Annotated in this window: 16 protein-coding genes; 8 read left to right on the forward strand and 8 right to left on the reverse strand. The window is 71.2% G+C overall.

Annotated elements, in window-relative coordinates:
- The first annotated feature begins 81 nt into the window (after window positions 1-81).
- The 3 genes from phoU (at window position 82) to JOM49_RS08095 (ending at window position 5,306) form a co-directional block, all read left to right on the forward strand.
- Window positions 82-750, forward strand: coding sequence for a phosphate signaling complex protein PhoU (gene phoU, locus JOM49_RS08085; protein ID WP_209663717.1), 669 nt, complete (start codon window positions 82-84; stop codon window positions 748-750).
- 279 nt (window positions 751-1,029) lie between these two features.
- Entirely contained in the window at window positions 1,030-2,772 is a 1,743-nt protein-coding gene (locus JOM49_RS08090; protein ID WP_209663718.1) for an SDR family NAD(P)-dependent oxidoreductase, read from the forward strand.
- Entirely contained in the window at window positions 2,772-5,306 is a 2,535-nt protein-coding gene (locus tag JOM49_RS08095; protein ID WP_209663719.1) for an acyltransferase domain-containing protein, read from the forward strand. Before JOM49_RS08090 ends, JOM49_RS08095 begins: the two co-directional genes overlap by 1 nt.
- Here the strand turns inward: JOM49_RS08095 and JOM49_RS08100 are convergent.
- On the reverse strand, window positions 5,230-7,707 hold the full coding sequence (locus JOM49_RS08100; RefSeq protein ID WP_209663720.1) for a helix-turn-helix transcriptional regulator: 2,478 nt from the start codon (window positions 7,705-7,707) through the stop codon (window positions 5,230-5,232). The two genes, JOM49_RS08095 and JOM49_RS08100, sit on opposite strands and share 77 nt — an antisense overlap.
- A 321-nt stretch (window positions 7,708-8,028) precedes the next feature.
- Between JOM49_RS08100 and JOM49_RS08105 the strand changes: the two genes are divergently transcribed.
- Both JOM49_RS08105 and JOM49_RS08110 read left to right on the forward strand, forming a co-directional pair.
- Window positions 8,029-8,844: an AfsR/SARP family transcriptional regulator gene (locus JOM49_RS08105; RefSeq protein WP_209663721.1), complete on the forward strand. Its 816-nt coding sequence runs from the start codon at window positions 8,029-8,031 to the stop codon at window positions 8,842-8,844.
- Between the two features lie 54 nt (window positions 8,845-8,898).
- The gene (locus JOM49_RS08110; protein ID WP_209663722.1) at window positions 8,899-9,555 is read left to right on the forward strand and encodes a ScbR family autoregulator-binding transcription factor; all 657 of its coding nucleotides are present in this window, start codon (window positions 8,899-8,901) and stop codon (window positions 9,553-9,555) included.
- Here JOM49_RS08110 and JOM49_RS08115 read toward each other — a convergent pair.
- The gene (locus JOM49_RS08115) at window positions 9,542-10,222 is read right to left on the reverse strand and encodes a ScbR family autoregulator-binding transcription factor (protein ID WP_209663723.1); all 681 of its coding nucleotides are present in this window, start codon (window positions 10,220-10,222) and stop codon (window positions 9,542-9,544) included. The genes JOM49_RS08110 and JOM49_RS08115 overlap by 14 nt on opposite strands.
- Before the next feature lie 225 nt (window positions 10,223-10,447).
- Here JOM49_RS08115 and JOM49_RS08120 point away from each other — a divergent pair, with 225 nt between their 5' ends.
- Both JOM49_RS08120 and JOM49_RS08125 read left to right on the forward strand, forming a co-directional pair.
- Window positions 10,448-11,419 carry a ScbA/BarX family gamma-butyrolactone biosynthesis protein gene (locus JOM49_RS08120; RefSeq protein WP_209663724.1) on the forward strand — a complete coding sequence of 324 codons (972 nt, stop codon included), beginning with the start codon at window positions 10,448-10,450 and terminating at the stop codon, window positions 11,417-11,419.
- 3 nt (window positions 11,420-11,422) lie between these two features.
- Window positions 11,423-12,436 (forward strand): NAD-dependent epimerase/dehydratase family protein, encoded by a 1,014-nt coding sequence (locus tag JOM49_RS08125; RefSeq protein WP_209663725.1) that lies wholly within the window; start codon window positions 11,423-11,425, stop codon window positions 12,434-12,436.
- Window positions 12,437-12,570: 134 nt separating this feature from the next.
- Here the strand turns inward: JOM49_RS08125 and dusB are convergent, their stop codons facing one another.
- From dusB to JOM49_RS08150, 5 genes are all read right to left on the reverse strand, one after another.
- Window positions 12,571-13,710, reverse strand: coding sequence for a tRNA dihydrouridine synthase DusB (gene dusB, locus JOM49_RS08130; protein WP_209663726.1), 1,140 nt, complete (start codon window positions 13,708-13,710; stop codon window positions 12,571-12,573).
- 13 nt (window positions 13,711-13,723) lie between these two features.
- On the reverse strand, window positions 13,724-13,987 hold the full coding sequence (locus tag JOM49_RS08135; RefSeq protein ID WP_209663727.1) for a hypothetical protein: 264 nt from the start codon (window positions 13,985-13,987) through the stop codon (window positions 13,724-13,726).
- A 69-nt stretch (window positions 13,988-14,056) separates the two neighbouring features.
- Window positions 14,057-14,302, reverse strand: a complete 246-nt coding sequence (locus JOM49_RS08140; protein ID WP_209663728.1) for a hypothetical protein — start codon at window positions 14,300-14,302, stop codon at window positions 14,057-14,059.
- Between the two features lie 79 nt (window positions 14,303-14,381).
- Window positions 14,382-14,759 carry a hypothetical protein gene (locus JOM49_RS08145; protein WP_209663729.1) on the reverse strand — a complete coding sequence of 126 codons (378 nt, stop codon included), beginning with the start codon at window positions 14,757-14,759 and terminating at the stop codon, window positions 14,382-14,384.
- Between the two features lie 430 nt (window positions 14,760-15,189).
- A complete protein-coding gene (locus tag JOM49_RS08150; protein ID WP_209663730.1) occupies window positions 15,190-15,744 on the reverse strand; it encodes a superoxide dismutase family protein in 555 nt (184 codons plus the stop codon).
- A gap of 115 nt (window positions 15,745-15,859) precedes the next feature.
- Here JOM49_RS08150 and JOM49_RS08155 point away from each other — a divergent pair, with 115 nt between their 5' ends.
- Window positions 15,860-16,777, forward strand: coding sequence for a DMT family transporter (locus tag JOM49_RS08155; RefSeq protein WP_308158687.1), 918 nt, complete (start codon window positions 15,860-15,862; stop codon window positions 16,775-16,777).
- On the opposite strand, the gene lysA is transcribed toward JOM49_RS08155, so the two are convergent.
- A complete protein-coding gene (gene lysA / locus JOM49_RS08160; protein ID WP_209663731.1) occupies window positions 16,774-18,096 on the reverse strand; it encodes a diaminopimelate decarboxylase in 1,323 nt (440 codons plus the stop codon). The genes JOM49_RS08155 and lysA overlap by 4 nt on opposite strands.
- Window positions 18,097-18,151: the final 55 nt, after the last annotated feature.

An 18,151-nucleotide genomic window follows, 5' to 3' on the forward strand; every position in this document is an offset into this window, starting at 1 on the left:
GGCTGAGATCGTTAGGCCGGATTCACGTCCGGTTCACCCAGCGATGCGGCGTTCGCGTGGTCCTGGCCGTATGGTGGCCGCATGCGCGAGGCTTACCACGTCGAACTCGAACAACTGGCCGACAAACTGGCGGCCATGTCCGTGCAGGTGGCGGATGCCATGGAGCGGGCGACCGCGGCCCTGCTCGACGTCGACCTCGCGGTCGCCGAGCAGGTGATCAGCGACGACGCCAAGGTCGACGACGCCAGGGCGGAGTGCGAGGAGCAGGCGTACGCGCTGCTGGCGCTGCAGGCGCCGGTGGCCACCGACCTGCGGACCGTGCTCGCGGCGATCCACGCGGCGGAAAGCCTGGAGCGCATGGGCGACCTGGCGCTGCACGTGGCCAAGGCCGCGCGGCGACGCCACCCGGAGCCGGTGCTGCCGGACCAGGTGCGGGGCTACTTCGCCGAAATGGGCCAGATCGCCGTGCGCCTGGCGCGGCAGGCGGAGCAGGTGATCAAGACCAAGGACGTCGACGCGGCCAAGGAGCTGGAGGCCGACGACGACCAGGTCGACGACATCCACAAGCACCTGTTCACCGTGCTGATGGACCGCGAATGGCCGCACGGCGTGGCCGCCGCGGTCGACGTCACGCTGCTGGGCCGGTTCTACGAGCGCTTCGCCGACCACGCGGTTTCGGTGGCGCGCCGGATGATCTTCGTGGTCACCGGCCGCATGCCCGGCTACGGCCCGGGTGACGAAGACCTGTAACCACCCTTCGCCGAAAGTGGCTCCGGAGCGATTCCGCTCCGGAGCCACTTTTCTTGTGCGGTCCACTGTGGATTTCGCCGGTGCCGGGGTGGTGGAAGCACGCGGCCGGCGTGGGGAACTGAGGCATGGGGTGGGGCTCGGGCAGCGTGGGCGTCGGGGTGGCGGGTGCGGGCTAGGGGCCAGGCCGGCGGATAGGGGTGGGCGGTCCCGCCGGGGCGGGGCGATGCTGTGGACGCGACATCCGGGACTTCACCGCCGCGTCAGGACAGGGGCCGCGAAATGACCGACAGGATCGACAACGCGTTGGACTGCTGGCGGCACCGGATGGACTGGCGGCCGGTGTCGGGCACCCCGCGGCTCTCGGGCCGCTGGGCGCTGGTGGTCGCCGATCTGGACGACGGCGCGCAGTTCGCCGCGGTGTTGCGGCAGTACGGGGCCGAGCCGATCCTGATCCCCGCCGGGAACCGCTCGGCGATGGCCGACTGCCTCCGGATCTTCCGCGGGTTGAACGGCGTGATTTCCCTGCTGGCACTGCAGGAATCCGATGAGGACCTGCCGCCGGGGGTGGCGAGCACGGTCTACCTGATGCAGGCGCTCGGCGACGCCGGGCTCGCCGTGCCGCTCTGGTGCGTCACGCGTGGCGCGATGACCACCGGCGGTGACCCCGTGCAGGCGCTGCTCTGGGGACTCGGCCGCGCCGCCGTGCTGGAGAACCCGCACCGGTGGGGCGGGCTCGTGGACCTGCCCGGCGATCTGGACGAGCACACCGCGCGCCACTTCGTCACCGCGTTGTCGCACGACGGCGGCGACAACCGGTTCGCCGTCCACAAAGACGGGCTCTACGCGGCTCGCACGGTCCGCGAGCCGGGGCACGACTGGACCCCGCGTGGCACCGTGCTGATCACCGGTGCCACCGGCGCGCTCGGCACCCGCGTCGCCCGCTGGGCCGCCGAACAGGGCGCGGACCACCTGGTGCTGGTCAGCCGTCGTGGCCCGGCGGCGACGGAAGCGGCGGAGCTGCGCAAACTCCTCGCCGGGACCCGGGTGACGATGGCCGCCGCCGACGTCACCGACGAGGCCTCGCTCGCCAGGGTCAAGGCGGAGTGCGGGCCGATCGACGCCGTGGTGCACACCGCCGGGCACGACCCCGTCGGCCCGCTGCCCGAACTCCGCCCGGCCGACCTGCTCACCAGGGTGGTCGGTGCCCGCAACCTGGATCGCGTGTTCGCCGGGACCACGCTGGACGCCTTCGTGCTCATGTCCACTTTGGACGGTGTGCGCGGGCGGCTCGGCCAGGGTGCGGCGGCGGCGACGAGCGCCTACTTGGCCGCGCTCGCCGCCCGCCGCCGCGCCAGGGGCGGCCGGGCCCACGCACTGGCGTACGACTGCCGCGTCACCGACGATCTGCGGATCTTCGTGTTCCCCGACGTGCTGGACAACCCCGGGCTGACTCACGACCTGCGCGAGCGTTCCGCCGATTTCGCGGCCACCTACGCCGAATGCGAGCGCCAGCTGGCCCGCTACACCGATCCCCTGCACGGCCGCGACTGGGCCACGATGGTCGCGCTCGCCGCGATGTGGCGGGCGCGCGGCGTCCGCCCGGCGCGCGTGCTCGGCCACGGTGCCGGCGAGATCGCGGCGGCCGTGGTCTCCGGCTCGCTCACCCTCGAAGAAGGCGCGAAGGCGATCGCCGTGCGGTCGCAGGAAATGGTCGCGGTTTCCCTGCCGGAAAGCGAAGTGGCCGACCGGATCGCCCGCTGGCAGGGCCGGATCGGCGTGCTCGCGGTGGAGGGGCCGGAATCGGTGGTCGTTTCCGGGGATCCGGCCGCGATCGACGAGCTGACCTTCCGCTTCCGCGCCGGTCGCATCACCGTGCGACGCCTCGTGCGTGCGTCGGCGGGCAACGCGGAGGCGTTCGAGCGCACGTTGGCCGCCTACCGCGCGCACGGTTACCGCCTCATCGAAATGACCACACCGCCGGTGCCCGCCGAGGACCGCCTGCACTGGCTGGAGGTGGGTTGATGGTGTTCGACCTGGTCGAACCGATCGCCGGCACCGGCGCACTGCTGTGCCGCGGTGATCTCCGCGCCGACACCCACCCCTGGCTCGCGGGCAAGCCGCTGCCCGCCGCGGTGCTGACCGAACTGCTCGCGCTCGCCGGTGCCGAAGCGGGCTGTCCTCACGTGCGTGAATTACGTGAGGAAGCAGAATTGGTGTTGCCCAAGGCCGGCGGCGTACGGTTCCAGTTACGGGTTGGCGCGCTGGAGAACGGAATGCGCGCTGTGCACCTGTACACCAGGAACAGTGACGACTGGGTCCGGCACGCGACCGGTGTGCTGGAACCGGGAACCGAGGCGGAGATCATCGAGGAAGACTGGCACCCGCGGGCGCCGGCGGGCCGGGAAGCCGGGCCGGAGCTGAGCATCGTGCCGTTCCGGACCGCCGAACAGGCGCGGGAACTCCTGCGCAGCGGGCAGTTCGCCCCCGAACGGCTGGTGTTCGCCGACGAGCACGAAGCGACCGTGCAGGTACTGCCCGAGGTGCTCGGCTCGGCGACACCGCCGCTGATCGTGCGTGCCGGGGTCGTCTATGCCATGGACACCACCGAAATCGACGTCGACGAGCCCATCGTGGTGATCGGTGCGAGCGGGCGCTACCCCGGTGAAATCGGGCCACCGCCCGAGGATCGCGGCTGGGATGTCGCGCCGCCTGGCGCTTTCCTCAGTGCCGCAGGCGATTTCGACGCGGCGTTCTTCGGCATGACCGCCGAACAGGCGCTGGTCACCGATCCCCAACAGCGCTTGCTGCTCGAAACCGCTTGGGAGGCCTTCGAAAACGCCGGGATCGACCCCGAGCGGATGCGGGGCGAGAAGGTCGGCGTGTTCGCCGGGGTGGACGGCAGGCACTACGAATCGCTGGTGTGGGCGGCTTCGATGGACGTGCCCGCCAAACCGACGACTGCCGCCGTGCGCCTCGCGCAGGTGTTCGGCCTCGCCGGTCCGGCGGTGGAGACCGGCGACGCGTGCCGGATGGCCGTCGACTCGCTGCGCCGGGGTGACTCGGCGGTGGCGCTGGCCGGGTGGGCGACCGTGCTGGCGACCCCGGACGCCTTGGGTGACTCACCGGTCGAAGGTGCCGGGATCGTCGTGCTGGCCAAGCTTTCCGAAGCCGAACGGCGTGGCTGCCCGGTGCTGGCGACCGTGCCGGACCGGGCGGACTCGGTCCAGGCGCTGATCGACTCGGTGCGGCGGGCCGGCCGGGAAGAGCCCGCCGAACCGATCGCCGAACTGCCGATGGCGTGGCCGCTCTCGGCGAAAACCGAGGCCGCGCTGCGTGCCCGGGCCACCCAGCTACTGTCCTGTGTAGACAAAGACGCACCCGCGGACCTCGGCTTCTCGTTGGCCAGGAGTACCGAGTTCACCCATCGGGCCGTGGTGATCGGCGAGCAGCCCGGCGAATTCCGGGACGCGCTCAAGGCGCTGGCCGAAGGGCGGTCGGCTTCCAACGTGATCACCGGCGAGGTGGCCGAGCAGACCGCGCCGGTGCTGGTGTTCCCCGGCGGTGAACTGGCCTGGGAGAACAACGAACTCCTCGAGCACCCGGTGTTCGCCGAGCGGATCGCCGACTGCGAGCGCGCGCTGTCCGCGCACGTCGACTGGTCGCTGACCGAGTTGCTGCACAACGAACGGGTACCCGACCGGGTGGACGTGGTGCTGCCGGTGCGCTGGGCCGTGCAGGTGGCGGTCGCGGCGCTGTGGGAGGCGTTCGGCGTGCGGCCGTCCGCGGTCGTCGGGCACGGGGACGGCGAGATCGCCGCCGCCGTGGTCTCCGGTGCACTGTCCTTAGTGGACGGCGCAAAGGTGGCGGCCCTGCGGGCACGGGCCCTGCGCGGGATCGTCGGCCGGGGTGGCATGGTCGCGGTTCCCCTGCCGGAGCACGAAGTGGTCGACCGGATCGGTTTCTGGCCGGGCCGGGTGGGCGTGGCCGCGATCGACTCGTCGGAGTCGGTGCTGGTCACCGGCGACGCCACCGCGCTGGACGAGCTGATGTACCGGTTCAAGGCCGATCGGATCCGCGTGCGACGGCTGCCCGTCGAATACGCGGCGCATTCGTCCCACGTGGAGGAAATCGAGCAGCTGGTCAAGGACCTGCTCGCCGACGTGGTGCCCGGCAAGGCGGCGGTCCCGTTCTTCTCCACGGTCACCGGTGACTGGTTCGACACCACCGAGCTGACCGCCGACTACTGGTACTGGAACCTGCGTCAGCCGGTGTTGTTCGAGCACGCGCTCCGGGCGCTCGCCGACCAGGGCTGCGTGTTCGCCGAGGCGGCCGATCCCGGTGGCACGCGGCAGTTCCTCACCGCGGTGGCGCGGCTGAACCTGCGCGGGGCCGCGGTCGAGTGGGGTGCCTGCTTCCCCGGCGGCCGCCGCGTCGAGCTGCCCACCTACCCCTTCCAGCGCGAGCGGTACTGGATCGACCTCACGCGCTCTGCACGCCCTGACTGCTCGGGATCGCCAGCGTCTGCAGCTCGATCGGCAGATCACACCGCCGCTTGATGCCCAGCTTCCGGTAGGTCCTGGTCAGGTGTTGCTCCACTGTGGACACCGTGATGTAGAGCTTCCCGGCGATTTCCCGGTTCGAGCAGCCGCACACCGCCAGCGCGGCGACCCGGCTCTCGGACTCGCTCAGCTTGTCCAGTCCGCGTGCCACTTCGCTCGCCGGTCGCGCGGGCTTGGGCCGGGGCGTACGCGGGGCCGGCTGCCGCCGATCGCCGGTCAGCAACTGCAACGCCTTGGTCCGCTCGAGCCGGTCACCGCAGGACTCCAGCAGTTTGACCGCTTCGGCGACCAGCTGCGGTCGCTGGCCGGGATCGCTCGCCGCGGCCAGCACCCGCAGGGAGATGCCGCGCACGCGCGGGTGGTCCTGACCGGCGAGCGCGAGCTGCGCGTCGAGCAGTTTGCGGGCCTGCCCGCGGTTGCCCAGCTCCAGCCAGGCCTGCGCGGCGCTCGACCGCCACGGCACCACCGACGGCTGGTCCAGGCCCCACTGGTGCATCAGCTCGCCGCAGAACAGGAAGTCGGCGAGCGCGGCCTGGTGCCGCCCGATCGCCAGGCTGTAGTGCCCGCGGGCGTGGACGTAGTGCAGGCCGAAGCGGGTGTCGAACATGGCCTGCGGCACCGGGCGCTCGGCGATCTCGGCGGCCTCGTCCATCCGGCCCATGCCGATCAGCGCCAGCAGCAGGTTCGCCAGCGGGAAACCGATGCCGACCCCCCAGCCGCGCTCGGACAGCACCCGCAGCGCCTCGCTCGCCTCGCGGTGCGCCACGGTCAGTTCCCCTTGGCGCATGGCGATTTCCGCGCGGACGGCGGCGAGCAGGGCCTGCCCGGTGCGGCTGGTGGTCCGCAACCGCAGGTGGTGCAGCCGTCCCCAGTGCGCGGCGGCGTCCAGCCTGCCCGCGTAGACCAGAGTGAGCAGCGCGCCGAACTCCTCCTGCGGGGCGATCTGGTCGCGTTCGCCGAACTGCGAGCGCTGCAGCAGGTGCTCGGCCCCGAGCACGGTCGGCCGCGGGCTGGTGCCGGCCGGCTGCCCGCCCGGGAGGAGCTGGTCGAACCGGATGCGCCGCTTGAGCCCGGGGTAGGTGGTGGAGAGCCAGAGTTCGGCCTGCGCGAGCTGCTGCGCGTCACCGGCGAGCCCGCGGATGGTGGCCAGCGCCTCCTCGTGCTTGCCCTGCCAGAGCAGGTAGCCGACCAGGTCGGTGCTGTCGCGGCCGGTCAGCCTGCCGTCGCGGGCGGCGCTCACCAGCGGTTCGAGGTGGCGGGTGGACTGCCCGGGGTCGAGCCGCCAGGTGACCCGCGCCAGCAGCGAGGCCAGGTCCAGCCGGTGCGCCGGATCGGTGGTGGTGTCACGGGCGAGTTCCAGGTAGCGCACGGCGTCGGCGGGCCGCTGGTCGCGCAACGCGGCGTCGGCGGCGTCGGTCAGCACGGCCGCCGCCCAGTCGGGACGCAGGTGCGGGGCGCGCAGGAGGTGCCCGGCCACCACCTCGGGAGCCGCGCCCGCGGTGTGGGTCAGCACGGCCGCGCGCTCGTGCAGATCGGCCGCGGCCGCCGGGGAGAGCGTGCCGAGTGCCGCCGCCGCGACGTCCGGGTGGGCGTGGTCCGTGGCGTCGAGCAGTCCGCTCGCGCGCAGGGCCAGCAGGTCGGCGTCGACTTCGCGGCCGAGCAGTTCGGCCACGTCGGCCGCCGAACCGAGTACGGCGATCCCGCTCAGCACCTCGACCGTCGACGGCGCGGCCCGGTGCAGGCAGCCGAGCAGCGCCTCGCCGAACCGGCCTTCGGCCAGTCCACGAACCAACTGCGGGTTCCCGCCGGTCAGGGCCAGATCGTTGCCGGTGGTCAGCGGATCCACCGACAGCGCCTGGAAGTGCGGCTGGCGCGAGAGTTCCGCACGCACCGCCGGGCCGAGGGACAGCGGACCGGCGCCCTCGGTGAGCACCAGCGCCACGCGACGGCCGCCGAGCCGCCGCACCAGGTAGAGCAGGCACGCCATGGACGGGGCGTCGCAGTACTGGGCGTCGTCGAGCAGGAGCACCAGCGGCTGGTCGGCCGCCAGTGCGAACAGGGCGCTCCCGACCGCGCGTGACACCCGCAGCAGGTCGTTTTCGGCGACCACGCTGTCCGGGTCGTGGTCCAGCGCCTTGAGGATCTGCTCGTCGGCGAGTGCGGCGGCGGGCAGCAACTGGGCCAGCGCGCCGAAGGGCAGGCCCTGTTCCGCACGGGCGCACCCGGCCCGCAGGACGCGGGCCCCGGCGTCCTCGGCGAGTCCGGCGAACCGGGACAGCAGCGTGGTCTTCCCGCACGCGACACCGCCGCTCAGCACCGTGACCGTGCCCGTGCCCGACTCCGCGTCCGCCAGCCGCGCCTTCAGCGCCGCGAGCTGCTCGTCCCGTGCGATCTGCATGATGTCCCCTTTGCCTGGTGTGCGGGGTTCGGAGCGAAATTAGCCCAGAAAACAGGGGTCGCCCCGGGGAATCGAGGTCGGCTCGAGTGGGGTCCGACAACGCTTCGAGGTGCTTTCGGAGGCTCAAGATCGGCACTTCGGTCGATCCGCCCAGGACGATCGCGCAGCGTGAGTATGGTGAAGGGGCTCGACCGCTCAACGAAAAAACCGACCGACCGGTACCGAAATCGTTGACAAAACCGACCGCCCGGTTTTGAATTTCGGGTATCGGGCCGCTGGCAGGGGTGACCACCGGCTCGCCGACGAGCTGAGGGAGCTGTGATGGACATCCGGGTGCTGGGTCCGCTTGAAGTCCAGTTTTGCGGTAGATCGGTTTCGCCGACCGCCGCCAAGGAGCGCAAGCTCCTCGCCATGCTCACCGTGCACGCCGGTCAGCTCGTCCCGGACACGGCGTTGTTCGAGGAGTTGTGGGGCGCTGACGTGCCACGGAGCGCCCGGACCACCCTCCAGACCTACGTGCTCCACCTGCGGTCCATGATCGGTGCCGCGGGCGCCGGAGCCGAGGACGGGCGCACCTGCGACCCGAAAGCGGTCCTCGCGCGGGAGGTAGGGGGCTATGTTCTCCGTGATGAGGGGTTCACGATCGACGTCAAGGAGTTCGACCGGCTCGCCGAAGCCGGCCACCGGGCTCGCGAGGCCGGCGATTTCGCCGGGGCGTCGGAGAAGTTCGGGCGCGCGCTGGCGCTCTGGCGCGGTCGCGCGCTGGCCGACGTGATGCCCGGGGGGATGCTCGAGGTCGAGGTGCACCGCCTGGAGGAGGCCAGGTTGTGCGTGCTCGACCGCCGGATCGACGCCGACCTCCGGCTCGGCAGGCACCACGAGCTGCTCGGTGAACTCACCGCGCTGGTCGCCAGGAACCCGACGCACGAGGGGCTGCACGGCCACCTCATGCTGGCGCTGCACCGGGCCGGCCGCCGCGGCGACGCCATCGAGGTCTACCTGCGGTTGCGCACCCGGCTGGTGGAGGGGCTGGGACTCGAGCCATCGTTGTCCCTGCGTCGACTGCACCGGTGCATCCTCACCTCCGATCAGGAGCCGACCCGGCCCGGGGAAGCCTTCCCCGCGCTGACCGCGTGAGGCGGGCCGGGATGAGCTGTCACACCGTTCGTCCCAGCAGTCGAGGAGCCCCCTGTGGCCAAGCAGCATCGGTCAGAGCAGACCAGGAACGAGATCGTGAGGTGTGCCGCCAGGCTGTTCGACCGTGACGGCTTCCCGACCGCCAGCATGTCCGAGATCAGCCAGGCGGCCGGGGTGACCAAGGGCGCCGTCTACTTCCACTTCGCCTCGAAGGACGAACTCGTCGGCGCGGTGCAGGAACTCGGCTGCGTGATGCTGGAGTCGCACGCGGCCAAGCTCGCTTCCAACGAGGACTCCCCGCTGCAGACCGTGATCGACCTGACCCACACGCTCGCCGCGTGGCTGGACGCCAGCCCGGTGATCCGCGCCTGCATGCGCACCGCGCGGGAGTGCGCCGACCGCGGCGCCCCGTTCAGCGACTTCTACCAGGCCTTCCTCAAGGCCATCAAGGACGCGCTCACGCGCGCGAGCGCCGCCGGCGAGCTCAAGACCGGGCTGACGCAGGACGCCGTGCTGACCCAGGTGGTCGCCGCCGCCACCGGCCTCGAAGTGCTCTGGTGGGCGGGCACCCTGCCCCGGCCGCGCACCGAAGCGGTCAGCAAGGTCTGGGAGGTGCTGCTGCCCGGCATCGCGGTGCCCGCGCGCACCGGCCGGATCGAGCGCACCGGCAGTTCCACCGCGGCGGCGCGCCCGCCGGTCAGCTTCGGCTGACCCCGTTCGCCGGCTCGGGTTCCGGCTCGGTGTCCGGCTGCGACTCCGGCTCGGCGAAGTTCGAGCCCTCCGGGTGGAACTTGTGCAGCCGCCGCGGGGGCACGATGCCCGGCAGCGTGAGCCGCCACATCGTGGTCAGCCGCTCGGAGATGTCCTCGCGCTGGGTGAGCACCTCGGAGCTGATCTGCACGCCGGTGAACGAGGCGATGATGAACGTCGCGACCTCGTTCGGGTCCAGGTCCGGGCGCAGGTCCCCCTGCCGCGCGGCGCTTTCCAGGCAGGTCTGCACCAGCCCGATCCAGTTCTTGTAGGCGTCGGGCGTCGGGGTGGAGAAGGTGCCCTGCTCGATGACCAGCCGGATGCCCGCGCGCACGCGGGGGTTGTTCTGCAGGCTGAGGCCCATCCCGTGGGACAGGTCGATCGCGGTCTGCAGGGTCACCAGGTCGGGGTCGTCCGGCGGGGTCCAGATGGTGAACTGCTCGGAGATGATCGCCTTGGCGATCTCCTCCTTCGAGGAGAAGTGGAAGTACAACGCTCCCTTCGTGACGCCGGCGCCCGCGATGATGTCGGTCAGGGTGCCGCCCTGGAACCCGCGCTCGTCGAACACCATCGCCGCCGCATCCAGGATGGCCGTTCGCGTGAGCTCGGCCCGTTCCTGCTTGGGCACGTGCAACTCCCTGGGGTCGTTTCGGGGGATCCAGTCGCCATCCTTCGGCTGTTCGGAGGACTCAGGTGCCGGTTCCCTGGTCTGTTCGGACGACTTAGCGGCCGACATCTTACGGCCTGTAAGCGGTTAACCAGGAATTTATCATCCGAAGGGGTTGTAAAAAAAACCGGGCAGTCAGTATGTTCAAAACGGTCATAACGTGAGCTTCCACACAAGGAGTGCCTGATGACAGCGATGATGACCCGGCCGGCTGGGGATGTGGTCACGGCGACGCCGGAGTTCGGTAACGCCGTGGTCTCACAGCGGTCCGACGTCATGTTCGACCGGACGATCCCTCGGGCACTGGTGCACCGCGCGGCCGTCTCCGAGGTGTTCCTGACCGACCTGTGCGCGCTCGACGACACCGAGTTCCAGGTGGGCGCGCAGTGGCCGCGTGGCCACAGCTTCTTCAGCCTCTTGAGACCGGACTACCACGACCCGCTGCTGATGGCCGAAACCATCCGCCAGGCCGGGTTGCTCATCGCGCACTCCGAGTTCGGGGTCGCGCTGGACTGGAAGTTCATCGTGCACCGGCAGAGCTTCTCGCTCGGCTCGGACGGGCTCCGGCTCGGCGCGCGGCCCGCCGACATCGTGCTCGCGGTGACCTGCCACGACCTCAAGCGGCGGGGCAAGCGCGTGGCGGGCGGGCACCTGGAGCTCAACTGCTACCGCGACGGCGAGCGCATCGGGTCCGGTGGCGCGGTGTGGAGCGCGGTCTCCCCGTCGGCCTACCGGCGCCTGCGCGGCGAACGCGCCGGGGCGGTGACCGAGGTCGAGCCGCTTGCCGGGGTCGCGCCCGCCACCGTCGGCCGGGACCGCGCACGCGATGTCGTGCTGGCGCCGGGAGATCGCGAGTGGGTGCTGCGCGTGGACCAGTCGCACCCGGTGATGTTCGACCACCCGGTGGACCACGTGCCCGGCATGGTGACCATGGAAGCCGCGCGGCAGGCGGCGAAACTGGTCGTCGGGCAGCCGGACGCGCTGCCGGTCGGCTGCGACTTCCACTTCGAGCACTACCTGGAGCTGGACGCGCCGGCGCTGGTCAACGCGACGGAGGTGACCGCGGTCAGATCGGGCGTCCGCTCGGTGGAGGTGGTGTTCGGCCAGGCCGGGCGCACCGCCGCCTTCGGCACGGTCGACTTGCTGGTGCACGGCTGAAGCATGGGCGGAGCCGTGGGGGGACTGGGGGGAAAGCCGGTCCTGCTGACCGGGGCGACCGGGTTCATCGGGTCCGCGGTGGTGCGCGAACTGCGGCGGGTGGGCTGGTTCGACTGGGGCCCGCCACTGGTGGTGCTGAGCCGGTCGCCACCGGACTGGCTGGCCGGTTCCGGCGTCGAGGTGGTCAAGGGTGATCTCGCCGAGCCTTCGGGCCTGCGCGGGATCGCCGACGGCATCTCGACCGTCATCCACATCGCCGCGCAGATCGGCGGCGACGCCGAGCGGTGCCGCCGGGTCAACCACGACGGCACGAAGTTCCTGTTGGAGGAAGCGGAAAAGGCGGGCATCCGGCGCTTCCTGTACATGAGCACGACGGCGGTCTACGGGCACGGGCCGCACCGCGGGATCAGCGAGTCGCTCCTGGCGCCCGAACCGGTTTCGGCGACCAGCCTGAGCCGCGCGCACGCGGAACGAGAGGTGCGGAAGTTCGGCGGCACGGTGCTCCGGCCGCACCTGGTCTACGGGCCCGGTGACACCTGGTTCGTGCCCGGGTTGTGCCGGTTGGTGCAGGCGGTCCCGGCGTGGATCGACCGCGGTGCGGCCCGCACTTCGGTGATCGACGTGGACGACCTCGCCGGGCTCGTGGTGCGGTTGATGGGGTTGTCGTGGGGCAAGAGCCGGGGTGCGGTGTTCCACGCCAACCACCCGCGGCCGGTGACCGTGCGGGAGGTGGTCAGCACGGTGTGCGGGGAACTGGGCCTGCGCCTGCCGGTGCGGAACCTCAGCGCCGAGGCGCACCGGGCACGCACGCGGAAGGTGCTGCCGGGGTTGACCGACCACCAGTTCGACCTGCTGGCCAGGGACCACTGGTACGACAGCGAACGCCTGTGGCGGCGCACCGACGTGGACCCGGGCGGCGGCTTCGCGGAGAAGTTCGCGCGGTCCGCCGGGTGGTACCGGACGCACATCTCGCCCGACGCCGAAGAGCCGGTGGACATCGGTGTCCCGGAGACGTGACCTCAGCCGACCCGACCCGACCCGACCCGACCCGGCCCGACCCGGAGCCGACGGGCGGCGACGAATGCTATGAGTGGGGCATTACTTGCATTGAACGCAAGTAATGCCCCACTCATAGCATTCGCAGGGGGCGCTCAGCCGCCGGAGTGCATGTCCTCGGCTTCGGGGACGCAGTTGTCGTCGGGGTCGTCGAGCCAGCCGTGCGGGAGGGTGACCTTGCCCGGCGAACCCTGGCGCCCGCGCGGGCCCTCGGCGTCGGCGGGGAAGGGCGCGTCGTGGTCGAGGCGGGCGATCAGGTCGTCGAGTTCGTCCATCGAGGAGACCATCGCGAAACCGCGGCGGAGTTCCGAGCCGACCGGGAAGCCCATCAGGTACCAGGCCATGTGCTTGCGCAGGTCGCGCATGGCCTTGCTGGCGCCGTCGTGCTCGACGAGCAGTTCGGCGTGGCGGCGCAGCACGGCCGCGACCTGGCCGAGGTTCGGCGGCGTGGGCCGCTCGCGCCCGGCGAAGGCGGCTTCCAGTTCGCCGAACAGCCACGGCCTGCCGAGGCAGCCGCGGCCGACGACGACACCGTCGCAGCCGGTCTCGGCCACCATGCGCAGCGCGTCGTCCGCGGAGAAGATGTCGCCGTTGCCGAGCACCGGGATGCTGGTGACGGCTTCCTTGAGCGCGGCGATCTTCGTCCAGTCGGCCTGACCGGAGTAGCGCTGCGCGGCGGTGCGGGCGTGCAGGCTGACCGCGGCGGCGCCCTCGGCCTCGGCGATGCGCCCGGCGTCGAGGTAGGTGAAGTGCTCGTCGTCGATGCCGACGCGGAACTTGACCGTGAACGGCACCTCGCCCGCCGCCTTCGCCGACTCGCGCACGATGTCGGCGAAGAGCTTGCGCTTGAACGGCAGCGCCGCGCCGCCGCCCTTGCGCGTCACCTTGGCCACCGGGCAGCCGAAGTTGCTGTCGATGTGGTCGGCGAGGTTCTCCCCGACGATGATCTTGACCGCTTCGCGCATGGTCTTCGGGTCGACCCCGTAGAGCTGCATGGACCTGGGCTTCTCGTGCTCGCCGAAGGTCATCATGTGCATCGTGCCGGGGTGCCGCTCGACGACCGCGCGGGCGGTGATCATCTCGCAGACGTAGATGCCGGCGCCGTACTCCTGGCACAGCTTGCGGAAGGCCACGTTGGTGATGCCGGCCATCGGCGCGAGCACGACCGGGGGATCGACCTCGTAGGGTCCGATCTTCAGGCCGGGCTTGCTCAGGGTGGCGGTCATGCCCTCCATTGTCGCTGGTGGCCTACCTGCGGTACCCGAGGGTCAGCGTGTAGCCGGGCTCGTGCAGGTACGGGCTGCACCACCACTTGTCGGCGTCGCCGAACTGGATGTTGCGTTCGCCGACGTAGACGCAGTAGTCGCGCTCGGCGTAGCGGCCGACCTCGGAGCAGCGGTAGAGGTGCCCGTCGCTGGGACAAGGCACCTCGCGCTCCACCGACGCCGCGGCGGGCGCCGCCATCAGGGCGAGCGCGGCGAAGGTACCGGTGAACAAAGGCAGAACACGCACGGCGCACTCCTTGCAGCGGGGGAACTGTTCGCGCCGCTCAGCATGGCGCCTGCCACTGCCGGACCACTGTCACTTCGCCAACTGGCTGCTCGTGACTTCCTGCGCCCGCTTGACGTCGTCGCCCCAGGGGCCGGGGGTGTCGAAGTCGATCGAGACCGTGAAGTCGTCCGGTGTGATCTCCTCCATGATCGACACCAGGTCCGCCGCCATCCGCTGCGCCTCGGCGGTGGACCGCCCCTGGGTCGCGCCCACGCCCTCGACCTGGACCACCCACCACTTGTCCTCGCGGTGAGCTGTCGCCCGGTACGTCTTCATCGCAACCCCCTCGGAAAGGTGCCGCTCAGCGTGGTGCCCGCCGTAGTTCGATCACCGTCGCGGACTTCACGCCGGGGGGTCAGCAGGTCTTCGCCAGCTGGCTCACCCGCTGGAAGGAGACTCCGAGCACCTCGCCCGTTTCGCGTTGGGAAAGCCCCAGGGCCAGTAACTCCTGCACCGCGACACGGTTCTCGGCAGCTGCCTCCGCCTGCTTGCGCTGCGCCTCCGCGCGCAGCACTTCGGCGCGAGCCTGGTGGTCCCTCACCGAACTCGGCAGGTGCACTTCCAGGTGGAGGTCGTATTCGCCGCTGCCGGGGCCTTCCATGATCTCGATGAGTTCCCGAGCCATCGTTTCTACGTCCCGGTAGCGGAGCGCTTGGGTGGATCGATCGATCTCCCGTACCCGGATCAGCCAGAACTTGCCGTCGCGCGTGACCTCGGCGTGGTAGGTCTTCACTTCTTCCACCATCCCTTGCCCAAGACGCCTTCGCATTCCCTGAATATGTCGACCGCGAAGATCTCGCCGAGTTCGTTGTGGCGCGGGATGGGGACAACCACGCCGTTCAGGGCGTACACGGTGTGGTTGGCGCCTCCCCGCGCGACTTACTTGGGGCCGGTTCGTTCGTGAACGAGGCCGCCCACGCCCGGTGTCGGTACGGGGAGGGCGTGAGCCCCGGCCACCATCGGGATGTCCTGGCAGCTGAGTGCCTGGGTGTGCCGGTCCAGTTCTCGCACGTGGATCTGCCAGTGCTGACCGTGGCGGCTGACTTCGGCGTGGTAGTTCTTCAACTTCACTCGTTTCGGGGTGGGCGGCCCGGCGCGGTCATGAACGGTCTGCCGCCGGTCTCGCGGCAGACCGTCCATGACACCCGCGCCACGCCAGGAGGTCAGAAGGTGACGTTCAGGCACGCGAGGCGCGCGCCCGCGGTGCCGGCGTGGCCGGGATCGGTGTGCGTGTGGGTTTCGTGCACGACCACCGAGCCCGCGCGCCGGTCGGTGTCGAACTGCCAGCCGACGTGGGTGGCGCCGATGCCGGTGCCGGTGCGGTCGGTGGTGAGGTCCAGCCAGATCTCGTTCTCCGGGTTGGCGTACGCCGGGTCGACCGAGGGCGAGACCGGGTCCACCTGCTTCTGGTAGTGCGGGCCCGCGTTCGTGCCGGAAGCACCGCACGGGCGGGTGTGGGCGTGCGCGCCGTACTCGCGGTCGGCCCGCAGGCCGGTCACGAGCAGGGTGACGCTGGTGCCCAACTCCGGGGCCGAGGCCGCGAAGACGCGAGCTGTCGCGCCTGCCGGGACCAGGTCCGGCTGGTATGTGTACGCCGGGGCCGCGGAGCCGAACACGCCGGAAGCCGTGACCACCTCGAAATCGCCGGGAGCGGCCGAGGCCGGCGCGGCGAGGGCGAGCAAGGGCACGGCAAGCAAGGCGGGGACCAGACGTCGCATGGACACTACCTATCGCGCACGCGGTGACCGCGCCACTACTCGCGCCTGATGAGGTGAATCCCATCGCAGGCCTTGACAGCCCCGTCAATTCGATGAGCGTCGTACTATCGGCGACGTGACAACGGAACGAACTCCGGCGGACCGGACCTGGCTGGTGGCGGTCGCCGCCGCGCTCTGGGGGACCGACGGCCTGCTGCGCCTGCCACTGGCCCACGCCCTCCCGCCGGCGACCGTGGTGTTCTGGGAACACCTCATCGTCGTGCTCGCGCTCTCCCCGCTCGTCCCCCGCGCGCTGCGGGCGTTGCGCGCCTGCGGCCCGCGCGAGTGGATCGCCGTGCTGGTCATCGGCGGTGGCTCGTCGGCGCTGGCCACGGCCCTGTTCACCGCGGCTTTCCGCACCGGCGACCCGGTCACGCCGCTGGTGCTGCAGAAGCTGCAGCCGGTGTTCGTCGTGCTCGCCGCCTTCTTCCTGCTGCGCGAGCGCATCCGCCCCGGCTACGCCCTGTTCGCCGTCCCCGCGCTGCTCGGCGCCTGGCTGCTGGCGTTCAAGAACCCGCTCGACATCGAGCTCAGCGCCCTGCGCGCGGCCCTGCTCGCGATCGGCGCCGCGGTGCTGTGGGCGGCGGGCACCGTGCTCGGCAGGCTCGTCTCGCACAGCCTGCCCGCCAGGGACGTCACCGTGCTGCGGTTCACCGTCGGCCTCCCGGTTTCCGCCGCGATCGTCGGCTTGCAGGGCGTTTCGTTCCTACCTGGTTGGGCGAACGTGCCCGGTCTGCTGCTGCTCTCCTTCATCCCGGGTCTCCTCGCGCTCAGCCTCTACTACGCCGGCCTGCGCACCACCCCGGCTTCGCGCGCGACGCTCGCCGAACTCGCCTTCCCGGTGACGGCCGCGGTGATCGGCGTCGCCTTCCTCGGCACCACGCTGACCGTCACGCAGTGGCTCGGCCTGCTCATCGTGGTCGCCGCGGTGACCTCGCTCGGCTGGCACGAGAAGGTGCGCGCCAAGCCGATGGTGCTGGAGCCGGTTCACTAACCGAGGTCGCGCGCGAGCAGGTCCTCTTCGGTTTCCCGGCGGACGAGCAGGGAGGCGACGCCGTCGCGCACGCCGACCAGCGGCGGCCGTCCGACCTGGTTGTAGTTCGACGCCAGTGCGTGGTGGTAGGCGCCCGTGCCCGGCACCGCGAGCAGGTCACCGGCGTGGATGTCGGCGGGCAGGGGCACGTCCTTGGCGAGGATGTCGCCCGATTCGCAGTGCCGCCCGACGACCACCATCGACTGCCGTTCCGCGCGTGAACCCCGGTTCGCCAGCCGCGCGGTGTAGCGGGCGCCGTACAGGGCCGGGCGCGGGTTGTCGCTCATGCCGCCGTCGACCGCGACGAACGTGCGGCTGCCGCGCTTCACCGCGCACACCCGGTACAGCGTGATGCCCGCCCGCGCGACGATCGCCCGTCCCGGCTCGATGGTCAGGCGTGGCACCGGGAAGTCGTGCACCGAGCACTCGTAGGACAGCGCGACCCGCAGCCGTCGCGTGTACCCGTGCAGGTCGAAGCCGACGGCGTGCCCGCCCCCGAGGTCCAGGTGGGTCAGCTCCAGCCCGTAGGTCTCGCGGACGTGCACCAGCGCCCGGACCATCCGCCGCGCCGCCAGCTCGTAGGCGTCCACTCTGGACACCTGCGAACCGATGTGGCAGTGCAGCCCGGTCAGCCGCAGCGACGGTTGCGCGAGCACGGCGGCGACCGCGCGGTCGAGGTTGTCGGTCACGCGCGGCAGCAGGGAGAAGCCGAACTTCTGCCCCTCGGTGCCGGTGGTGATCGCGGCGTGCGTGCCACCGTCCACATCGGGCACCACGCGGATCAGCACCTCCTGGCGGCCGTGCGCCAGCGTGCCGAGCTGCTCGATCTCGTCGAGCGAGTCCAGCACGATCCGGCCGACGCCGTACCCGAGCGCGGTCTTCAGGTCCTCCGGGGTCTTCACGTTGCCGTGCAGGAGGATCCGGTCCGCGGGGAATCCGGCCGCCCTGGCCACGGCGATCTCGCCGCCGGAGCAGGTGTCCAGCGAAAGGCCCTCCTCCGCGACCCAGCGCAGCACGGACTTGGTGCACAGCGCCTTGCCGGCGAAGGCGATCTCCGCCTCCGGCAAGGCGTCGCGGTACGCCCGCGCCTGATGACGGACGTACGCCTCGTCGAGCAGGTAGGCGGGCGTGCCGAAGCGGGCGGCGAGCTGGGTCACCGGCACCCCGGCGAACTCGAGCTCACCGCCCCGCCCGATCCGGGTGCCGGGCGGCCATTCGGCGGGATCCAGCCGGTCCGCGACGGCACAGCCCAGGCTGGGGAGCAACTCGGCGAGGGTCACGACTACCTCCGGGGGTCGGGGTCTGCTACCCCGCCAGCACAGCTCTCCCCGGTCC

The sequence above is a fragment of the Amycolatopsis magusensis genome (genome assembly GCF_017875555.1).
Taxonomy (GTDB): Bacteria; Actinomycetota; Actinomycetes; order Mycobacteriales; family Pseudonocardiaceae; genus Amycolatopsis; species Amycolatopsis magusensis.

Coding starts and splice junctions, on each gene's coding strand:
- phoU (WP_209663717.1), top strand. CDS start 82: ATGCGCGAGGCTTACCACGTCGAACTCGAACAACTGGCCGACAAACTG.
- JOM49_RS08090 (WP_209663718.1), top strand. CDS start 1,030: ATGACCGACAGGATCGACAACGCGTTGGACTGCTGGCGGCACCGGATG.
- JOM49_RS08095 (WP_209663719.1), top strand. CDS start 2,772: ATGGTGTTCGACCTGGTCGAACCGATCGCCGGCACCGGCGCACTGCTG.
- JOM49_RS08100 (WP_209663720.1), bottom strand. CDS start 7,707: ATGCAGATCGCACGGGACGAGCAGCTCGCGGCGCTGAAGGCGCGGCTG.
- JOM49_RS08105 (WP_209663721.1), top strand. CDS start 8,029: ATGGACATCCGGGTGCTGGGTCCGCTTGAAGTCCAGTTTTGCGGTAGA.
- JOM49_RS08120 (WP_209663724.1), top strand. CDS start 10,448: ATGACAGCGATGATGACCCGGCCGGCTGGGGATGTGGTCACGGCGACG.
- JOM49_RS08125 (WP_209663725.1), top strand. CDS start 11,423: ATGGGCGGAGCCGTGGGGGGACTGGGGGGAAAGCCGGTCCTGCTGACC.
- dusB (WP_209663726.1), bottom strand. CDS start 13,710: ATGGAGGGCATGACCGCCACCCTGAGCAAGCCCGGCCTGAAGATCGGA.
- JOM49_RS08140 (WP_209663728.1), bottom strand. CDS start 14,302: ATGAAGACGTACCGGGCGACAGCTCACCGCGAGGACAAGTGGTGGGTG.
- JOM49_RS08150 (WP_209663730.1), bottom strand. CDS start 15,744: ATGCGACGTCTGGTCCCCGCCTTGCTTGCCGTGCCCTTGCTCGCCCTC.